The organism is Belnapia sp. AC561 (assembly GCF_979252845.1).
In genome coordinates, this window is sequence record NZ_CEEDBP010000307.1 from 1 (window position 1) to 258 (window position 258).

General features: G+C 65.5%; 1 pseudogene. It reads right to left on the minus strand.

Features of this window, described 5'->3' with window-relative positions:
• A pseudogene (locus AC0IW9_RS31200) lies at positions 1 to 258 on the minus strand (alginate export family protein); the annotation flags it as partial.

The window sequence follows — 258 nt, forward strand, 5'->3', positions numbered from 1 at the left end:
GTATTGTTGTCGCGGGGCACGACCATCAGGTTCGGACCATCGGCAAAGGTCTGGCGACCATAGCGGATGCCGACATCGATCCCGTCGACCTGCGCCGTGGCATCGACGAAGGATTGCTGCACGACCAGATCGTTGCGGAGCGTGCCCGCGACATTGCCCAGGTTCTGGCCCGCCAGCCCGCCATGCGCGATCTCGCCATACGCGCGGAAGTGCGGGCCGACATGCAGGTCGGCGCCGCCGACGATGCGGTTGATATCC